Origin of the sequence: Nonomuraea sp. K271, assembly GCF_009908215.1 — a bacterium.
GTDB lineage: Bacteria > Actinomycetota > Actinomycetes > Streptosporangiales > Streptosporangiaceae > Nonomuraea > Nonomuraea longispora.
The window spans coordinates 1-8,516 of record NZ_JAAAHR010000261.1 but is presented as its reverse complement, the minus strand read 5'-3'; the positions used below and the strand labels follow the sequence as shown (position 1 = coordinate 8,516).

The 8,516-nt window shown below is 70.7% G+C and carries 6 protein-coding genes and 1 pseudogene; 4 read left to right on the top strand and 3 right to left on the bottom strand.

Features of this window, described 5'->3' with window-relative positions; all coding sequences use genetic code 11:
• From GUY59_RS44720 to pulA, 3 genes are all read right to left on the bottom strand, one after another.
• Nucleotides 1-664 (bottom strand): VIT1/CCC1 transporter family protein (locus GUY59_RS44720; protein WP_161715052.1); only part of this gene is annotated, 664 nt, incomplete at its 3' end.
• 228 nt (nucleotides 665-892) lie between these two features.
• A complete protein-coding gene (locus GUY59_RS44715) occupies nucleotides 893-1,558 on the bottom strand; it encodes a hypothetical protein (protein ID WP_252375245.1) in 666 nt (221 codons plus the stop codon).
• Nucleotides 1,559-1,693: 135 nt separating this feature from the next.
• The gene (gene pulA, locus GUY59_RS44710) at nucleotides 1,694-4,321 is read right to left on the bottom strand and encodes a pullulanase-type alpha-1,6-glucosidase (RefSeq protein WP_252375244.1); all 2,628 of its coding nucleotides are present in this window, start codon (nucleotides 4,319-4,321) and stop codon (nucleotides 1,694-1,696) included.
• A gap of 374 nt (nucleotides 4,322-4,695) precedes the next feature.
• Here pulA and GUY59_RS44705 point away from each other — a divergent pair, with 374 nt between their 5' ends.
• The 4 genes and pseudogenes from GUY59_RS44705 to GUY59_RS44690 form a co-directional block, all read left to right on the top strand.
• Nucleotides 4,696-5,982: an extracellular solute-binding protein gene (locus GUY59_RS44705; RefSeq protein WP_138208306.1), complete on the top strand. Its 1,287-nt coding sequence runs from the start codon at nucleotides 4,696-4,698 to the stop codon at nucleotides 5,980-5,982.
• Between the two features lie 3 nt (nucleotides 5,983-5,985).
• Nucleotides 5,986-6,981 carry a carbohydrate ABC transporter permease gene (locus tag GUY59_RS44700; protein WP_138208305.1) on the top strand — a complete coding sequence of 332 codons (996 nt, stop codon included), beginning with the start codon at nucleotides 5,986-5,988 and terminating at the stop codon, nucleotides 6,979-6,981.
• Nucleotides 6,978-7,829 (top strand): sugar ABC transporter permease, encoded by an 852-nt coding sequence (locus tag GUY59_RS44695; protein ID WP_252375243.1) that lies wholly within the window; start codon nucleotides 6,978-6,980, stop codon nucleotides 7,827-7,829. Before GUY59_RS44700 ends, GUY59_RS44695 begins: the two co-directional genes overlap by 4 nt.
• A gap of 53 nt (nucleotides 7,830-7,882) precedes the next feature.
• Nucleotides 7,883-8,516: pseudogene (locus GUY59_RS44690) on the top strand (hypothetical protein); the annotation flags it as partial.

Sequence of the window (8,516 nt, the reverse complement as noted above, 5' to 3'; positions counted from 1 at the left end):
CCCCCAGCGCGAGCTGGCGCAGCCCGCCCAGCCACCACGGCCGCGCCGTCATCCGCGCCACCGCCGCCCCGAAACCGAACAGCCCCAGCACGCTCATCACCACGGCCACCACCAGCCCCGACGCTCCGAAGAGGAACGGCGCCAGCGGCACCAGCGCTCCGGCGGCGAACGCGCAGAAGGAGGACCCGGCGGCAACGTACGGTGAGGGCAGGTCGTCGGGATCCACGCCCAGTTCCTCGCGGACGTGCACCCGCAGCGCCTGCTCGGGATCGGCGGACAGCCCCTCGGCCACCCGGTGCGCCAGCTCGGGGTCGAGCCCCCGCTCCTGGTAGAGGGCCGCCAGCTCGGCCAGCTCGCCGTTGGGGTTCCTGGCCAGCTCGCGCCGCTCGACGGCGATCTCCGCCCGCATCAGCTCCGTCTGGGACTTCACCGACGTGTACTCCCCGGCGGCCATGGAACACGCGCCCGCGACCAGACCGGCGAACCCGGCCAGCACCGCGCCGCGCCCGGCTCCCGCCGCCCCCACGACGCCGGCGATCAACGCGAAGTTGGACACGAGCCCGTCCATCGCCCCGAACACGGCCGGGCGCAGCCAGCCGCCGGTCACGTCCCGGTGGCTGTGATGCTTCTCGGGCGAGTACGGCCGGGCGAGCTCGATGGTCATGCAGTTCCTCCGCTTTCATATGCCTCTTTCGGAAATGTAGGCATATGTCCAGAAGATCCGCAACGAAGGAGAGGCTTCCCTGACCTGGCCTTTTCGCCGTAACGCAAGCCCCTGCGGCTCAAGGATGCGCAATGTTTCACGTCACGCGACGTGACTGCACGCACGCGCACGGCCGCCTATGGGTATTCCCAGAGACGTCCACCGGCGGCGCCGGGAGACGAGATCCGATCAGGCGTGCACCGGGGATGCGGTGGCCGGGGTCTCGGTGCGAGGGCCGTGGATCATGGCCGCGCAGTCGGCGATGGCCTCCTCCAGGAGCCGGCACAGCAGCGCGTCCGGATCGGGGATGCAGGCCTGGACGATGCCGACCACCGACAACTGCACCGCATTGGGCGCGGCGTACCGGCGGAAGCCCTTCGGGGTGATCTTGGCCGCGCGGCTGAAGCGGCGCGCCTGCTCGGCGGCGTGGGGCACCTCCTCCATCACCCGAACGCTCGACTCGCTGAGCCGCCCCGGCGCAGCGCCGTCGAGCCTGGCCAGCATCTCCTCGGCCGCCAGCACCGACACCGCCAGCGCGAGCTGGCGCTCGGCCGCCGCCACCGGCAGCGCCGTGGTGGCGCAGCGCAGCGCGATCCGGGCGTCCACGCGCAGGTCGTCGCTGGCCAGGCCGATGATGGACGGGACGAGATGGACGAGCTTGGCCCGGCTCTCGTCGCCGGTGTTGTCGTTGACCAGGCGCGCGAGTGCGGCCAGCAACGGATGTGTGCAGGCCGGATGGTCGCTCCATCGTTCCCCGGCCAGGTAGGAGGCCAGCTCCATGAAGCAGGCACCGCGTTTGGGGTTGCGATGTCTGCCTCGGGACAGGACCGGCATGTGATCAAAGTGATAGTCCACGGGTGCTCCACTGCTCCACGCGATCGCCGTCTATCCAGTCTGCGCCGTCATGCGGCTCAAAGCCATCGGTTTTTCGTCCGGTCCCCTACCCGCCACGTCGCCCGTCTACCGGCTCCGTCTCAGGGGGACGGCGTCTCAGGGGGCGGCGACGAAGACCGCGACCGTGCGGGCCGGTACCGACAGGGCGCCGGTGGCCGGGTCGGCCGCCGAGCCCCGCACCACCGCGTCTCCGGAGCCCTGCTGCACGGGGTGGAGCGACACGGCCCGTCCCGCCAGGCCGGGCATCGCCTGCACGTGCGCGTACGGCGTGGCGTTGAACACGACGGTGACGGACGTCCAGCGCGGATCGAGGCCGGTCGTGTCGACGTGCATGGTGATCAGGCCCTCCGCCGAGCCGGGGAACGACAGCCGCCGCCGCACCTCGTCCGCGGAGCCCAGGGCGAACGCCGGTGACGACGTCCTGATCCGCAGCAGCTCGCCGAACGCGGCCCGGCACGCCTCGACGGCCGCGCGGTCAGCGCGCAGCCCCGAATCCTCGAGCAGGGGTTTCGCGTACGGCCACGCGGCCTCGTTGCCGGCTCTGGGCGGCAGGCCGGCGCCGAAGCCGTTGCCCTCCGAGCAGTCCCACAACAGCCGGTTGAACCAGTCGCCCGAGTCGTAGGAGTTGCGGTCCAGCGACTTCGACCGCAGCCGCTCGCTGCCCGCGAGCACGAACGCCGTCCCCTGCGCCAGCACCACCGTGGCCAGCGAGAGCACCTGCATGCGCACCCGGTCGGCCATGGGCGTCGGCTGCGGCAGCTTGTACGCCAGCGCGTCGAACAACGTCTCGTTGTCGTGCGCGTCGACGTAGGCCACCGCCTCACCCGGCGCGGCGGTGTAGCCGGCGGGCGAGCCGTTGTAGTCCACCTCGCAGCCCTTCCTGCCCGACGGGAGGACGTAGTCGCGCAGGCTGCCCGTCAGCCCCACCTTGACCAGCTCCGTGCAGGCGGCCAGCCTGGCCCGCTGCTCCTCCTCGGTGCCGTTGACGGGTGCGCCGTTGGGAGCGCCCGCGAGGCCCGAGCCGAATCCCTGCACACGCGGGTCGGCGTCGAAGGGGCCGCCGCCGCGCACCGCGTCGCGCAGCCGGTCGGTGAACGTGCCGATGCCGGTGCCGGCCAGGTTGGCCTGCGTGGCCTGCTCGAACCTGGCGTCGCAGGCCACTTCGCCGAAGTTCCAGCCCTCGCCGTACAGGATGATCGACTTTCCGTCGACCCCGTCCTCACGCAGGGTCAGCGCGTCGAGGGCCGCGCGTACGGCGAGCATGCCGGCCTTCGGGTGGTGGCCCATCAGGTCGAAGCGGAAACCGTCGACCTTGTACCGGGTCGCCCATGTGACCACGGAGTCGACGATCAGCCTGCCCATCATGGTGTGCTCGGGGGCGGTGCCGGCGCAGCACGTGGAGGTGGCCACCGTGCCGTCGTCGAGCAGCCGGTGGTAGTAGCCGGGCACGATCGGGTCGAGCACCTCGGTGGAGCAGGTGTGGTTGTAGACCACGTCCATCACGACGCGCAGCCCGGCCCGGTTGAGCGCGGCCACCATGCCGCGGAACTCCTTGGTGCGCTCGTCGGGGTCGGTCGCGTACGAGCCCTCGGGCACCGTGTAGTGCAGCGGGTCGTACCCCCAGTTGTAGGAGTCGGTCGCGGCGGTCCTCGCCACGCACTCCTGCTGCCGCTCGGACGCCGGCGGGAACGCGGCCAGGTCGCAGGCGGGCTCGCTCCGGTCGGTCGCCCGCTCGGGCACGGTGGCGAAGTCGAACACCGGCAGCAGGTGCACGTGTGTCAGCCCGTCCGCCGCCAGCGCCCGCAGTTCCCGCATCCCCGCGCCGTCGCCGCGGAAGGCGGCGTACGTGCCCCGCAGCGCGGCGGGTACGGTGGCGTCGGAGGCGGAGAAGTCGCGCACGTGCAGTTCGTAGATCGACGCCCGGTGCTGCGGCACGGCCGCGGGCTTGGCCAGCCGGTCCCAGCCGCGCGGTTTGAGCGCGGCGGCGTCGAGGTCGACGAGCCTGCTGCGCGCCCCGTCGGGGGCGACGGCCAGGCTGTACGGGTCGGTCACCTCGTTCGTCACGATCCCCCCGTGCCTGGGGGAGTAGACCGTGACGAGGAACGTGTACTCGCGGCCCCACCACGTCGGCCGCCCGCGCACCGACCAGACGCCGGTCCTGTCGTCGCGCCGCATGCGGTGCACGCGGCGGCGCTCGCTCCCGGGCGCGTAGAGCGCCAGCTCGACCGTGCGCGCGGTCGGCGCCCACACCGCCAGCCTCGGGATCAGCCGTCCTGCCGGGCCCAGCCAGGCGGTGGCGGCCTCGGCGTAGACGTCGTCGAGCACGCCGGGCAGCTGCACGCCGGTCGCGGCCAGGAGCGTGCCGCCGGCGTCGCGTCCCACGGCCACGACCTGACCGCGCAGAGCGCCCTTCACCAGGCCGGCGTCGCGCGGGTCCACCGTGAGCGCGGTGAAGGAGGCCAGGTGGGGCCACCGGCGGCGCTGCTCCTCGCTCCACGCGCCGGGTGCGAGCCGGATGAGCCGCGGGTCGCCGGTCAGCTCGCCCCCGCGCAGGGCGATGCCGCCGTCGGCGCTGAAGGCGAGCGTGTGCCGTAGCGACGGCTCGACCTGCCAGGCCACCGTGTCGCGGTCGATCCAGCACGCCCGCGCCTTGGTCGGGTCGACGTCGGCGCGCGGTGGCCCGGCCCCCTCGGCGCCGGTGCCGGCCGGCCGGCTGCGGATCACGCGGAACCTCCACCCGACGTTCACTCTGTGTGATGGCAATATTACCATTTGTCCGGCGCGAGCGGCTTACCTGAGCCACGGCCGCCGCCGTGCTTGCTTGCAATGGTTTCTGGAAATTTCAGCAACTCGCCCAGGTGCTCGGCGGCCCGCGCGGCGGCCGGCGAGCGCCGTCCGGCCGTCCATCATGTGAAACGGACGACTTCAACCTGCGGAAACGCCTGTGTGGGCGGCGTCGTGCGGCTGGGGAGGCGGGCACGCGGATCAATGTAACAACTTGCAGAAATCTTGCGTTCCCATCTATCCCGGAGCGCCGCCTCGGCGTACCCTCCGGCGTACCCCGACCTCTGATCCAGACCAGCTGTGAGGACAAGGACATGCGACGACTCTTAGCGGCCGCGGCCGTGGCGGCGCTCACCCTGACGGCCACCGCCTGCGGTGGCGGAGGCGGCGAGGCCGCCGCTCCCACCGCCTCCGTCACCGACCCGGCGAAGATCACCGGTGAGCTGACCTGGTGGGACACGACCAGGCCCGACAGCGAGGGCCCGACCTTCCAGGCGTTGATCAAGGAGTTCGAGGCGCAATACCCCGGCATCAAGGTCAAATATGTGAACGTGCCGTCCGACCAGGCACAGAACCAGTTCCAGACGGCAGCGCAGGCCGGCACCGGCGCTCCCGACGTGATCCGCTCCGAGGTGGCGTGGACACCGCAGTTCGCCTCTCTGGGCTATCTGCAGCCCCTTGACGGCACACGGGCGGTGGAGGACGAGTCCGACTTCCTGTCCGGGCCCTTGAGCAGCACCAAGTACAACGACAAGACCTACGCGGTGCCGCAGGTCACCGACACGCTGGCGTTGATCTACAACAAGCGGCTGCTCAAGGAGGCCGGCCACGAGGAGCCGCCCAAGACGGTCGCCGAGCTCAAGCAGGCCGCCCTCAACGTCAAGGACAAGACCGACGCCGACGGCCTGGCGCTCAACGTCGACTCCTACTTCCTGCTGCCGTTCATGTACGGCGAGGGCGGCGACCTGCTCGACGTGCAGAGCAAGAAGATCGTGGTCAACTCACCGGCCAACGTGAAGGCGATCGAGACGGTGGCCGATTTGATCAACTCCGGCGCCGCGCCCAAGCCCGCCACGACCGACAGCTACGCCAACGCCATGACGGCCCTCAAGGAGGGCAAGGCGGCCATGATCTACAACGGTCCGTGGGCGCTGTCGGAGATCTACCAGGGCAAGGAGTTCAAGGACAGATCAAACCTCGGCATCGCGCCCGTCCCGGCCGGCTCGGTCAAGGCGGGGGCCCCGACGGGCGGCTGGAACCTGGCGATCTACGCCGGATCGAAGAACATCCCGGCCGCGTACGAGTTCGTGCGGTTCATGACCACGGTCAAGGCCCAGGCGAAGATCGCCAAGGAGATCAGCCTGCTGCCCACCCGCACCTCCGCCTACGCCGACCCCGCCGTGCAGGACAACCCCGACGTCGCCGTGTTCAAGCCGATCATGGACACCGCCGTGCCGCGACCGTGGATCCCCGAGGGCGGGCAGCTGTTCCAGCCGCTGCTGGAGGGCTACCAGTCGCTCGTGGGCGGCCAGGCCACGCCCGCCGACATGCTCAAGAAGGTCGACGAGCAGTATCACGGGATCATGAAGGACTGGAGCTGACCGGTGGCAGTCTCGACCGGGCAGGCTCCGGCCGCGGGCGAGTCCGCCCGCGGCCGGAGCCGCCGCCATGACAGCCCCGGGAGGCTGAGACGCGCCCTGTCGTCCCACTGGTACGCCTGGGCGATGATCGCGCCGGTGGTCGTCGTGATGCTGGTGCTGATCGGCTGGCCGCTGGCCAGGGGCGTCTACCTGTCGCTGACCGACGCGACCGAGGCCAACATGGGCCGCACCATCGGGGTCAATGTGATCCCGTCCACGTACGAGTTCGTCGGCCTGGACAACTACCTCCAGATCCTGACCAGCGGCCTGTTCTGGGACAAGGTGCTCTGGACCGTGACGTGGACGGTGGTGTGCGTCGGCCTCCACTACGGCATCGGGCTCGGCCTGGCCGTCATGCTCAACCGCAAGCTGCGCCTGCGCTCGCTCTACCGGGTGCTGCTGATCCTGCCGTGGGCCGTGCCGGCGTTCGTGGCCGCGTTCATCTGGCGCTACCTCTACAACAGCGACTACGGCGTGATCAACGGCTTCCTCAAGATGGCCGGGCTCTCCGGCGTGGGATGGCTGGACGACCCGGTCACCGCGAAGATCGCGGTGATCGCGGTCAACGTGTGGATCGGGGTGCCGTTCATGATGGTCGCCATGCTCGGCGGCCTGCAGTCGATCCCGGCCGAGCTGTACGAGGCGGCCGAGGTCGACGGCGCCTCGCCGTGGCAGCGCTTCAAGGCGATCACGCTGCCCGGGCTGCGGCAGGTCTCCACGACCGTGGTCCTGCTCGGGACGATCTGGACGTTCAACATGTTCCCGATCATCTTCCTGGTCACGCGGGGCGGTCCGGGCAGCGAGACCGAGATCCTCGTCACCTACGCCTTCCGCGAGGCCTTCACCGGCATCCGCAACTACTCCGGTTCGGCCACGTGGGGCGTGATCATCCTCGCCATGCTGGTCGTGCTGGCCGTCGGCTACCGTCGCACCCTGCGCAGTCAAGGAGACCCCTGGTGACCCCCGTGACCCGGCCCCGCGGCGAGCGGGGACCCCTGGCCTCCATCGGCCTGCACGCCGGCCTGCTCATCGCCGTGGCGATCTCGCTGTTCCCCGTCGTGTGGCTGGTGCTCACCTCGCTCAAACCACGCGACAGCTGGCTGTTGGCCGAGCTGCAGCTGTTCAACGACTCCTCGCTCGACAACTACGCCCGCGTGCTGACCTCCACCCAGTTCCCGCAGTGGCTGCTCAACAGCGTGCTCACGGCGGGGCTGACCATGGTGCTCGGCGTGTTCCTCGCCGCGACCACCGGCTACGCCGTCAGCCGCTTCCGTTTCCCCGGCCACCGCCCGGTCATGTGGCTGCTGCTGATCACCCAGATGTTCCCCGTGGCCATCCTCATCGTCCCCCTCTACAACCTGATGGCCGGGCTCGGCCTGCTCAACCAGATCCCCGGCCTGGTGATCGCCTACATGACGATCGCGGTGCCCTTCTGCGCCTGGATGATGAAGAGCTACTTCGACACCGTGCCGGTGGAGATCGACCAGGCGGCGATGGTGGACGGGCTGACGCCGTTCGGCACGTTCTGGCGGGTCGTGCTGCCGCTGGCCCGGCCGGGCATCGCGGTGACCGCCTTCTACTGCTTCATGACCGCCTGGGGCGAGGTCGGCTACGCCACGGTGTTCATGTCGCAGGAGGACAAGCGCACGCTCGGGGTGGGCCTGCAGCAGTTCGTCGGCCAGCACTGGTCGGACTGGGGGTTGATGACCGCCTCCGCCGTGCTCATCGCCATCCCCGCGGGCGCGGTCTTCCTCCTGGTGCAGCGCCACCTGATCACCGGGCTCACCGCCGGAGCGACCAAAGCGTAAAGTATTCGATCGACAACTGTACGTGACGTCATCGCCGCAGGATCCTTGTCCACATGGACGGTTTCCTGGACGAGACCTGCGGCGGGGTGACGGAGCTGCGCGTCCACGGCGTCTCCGGCACGCCGCCGGCGGGCATGCTCAACCACCCCCATCCCCGGCTGGTCGCCGGCGACGGCACGACGGGTTTCTACCGGCGCTGGTGGACGGCGGGCCGGCCGGTGAGCGACCGCGCCGACGTGCCGGGCGTGCGCCGGCGGGAGGCGTACGCGTGGGGCGGCCTCACCTCCGGCGGGCGCACGATCGCGTTGTGGCTGCTCCTGCTGCCGTTCTCGCTGGCGAACCTGTCCTACTTCATGCTGCCCAGGCCGCGGGGCGGCGACCGGCTGCGGCACGCGACGGAGGCGGCGCAGCGGCTGTTCGCCCTGCTGCTCACCGGGACCCTCGTCGGCGCCGTGACCAGGGCCTGCGTGGACCTCGTCGGCTGGCAGTGCACGGCCGCGGGGCGGGCCTGCACCGACGAGTTCGCGCCCGAGTGGTTGCGGTGGATGGGCGAGATGTGGGCGTACGAGCCGTCCAAGCGCCTGGCCGTCACCTCGCTGGCGCCGCTCCTGGTGGTCGTCCTGCTGTGGTGGATCGCCCGCCGTACGTGGCGCCGCGACGAGCGCAAGGTCGTCCCCACCCCAGAAC

Coding starts and splice junctions, on each gene's coding strand:
- GUY59_RS44705 (WP_138208306.1), top strand. CDS start 4,696: ATGCGACGACTCTTAGCGGCCGCGGCCGTGGCGGCGCTCACCCTGACG.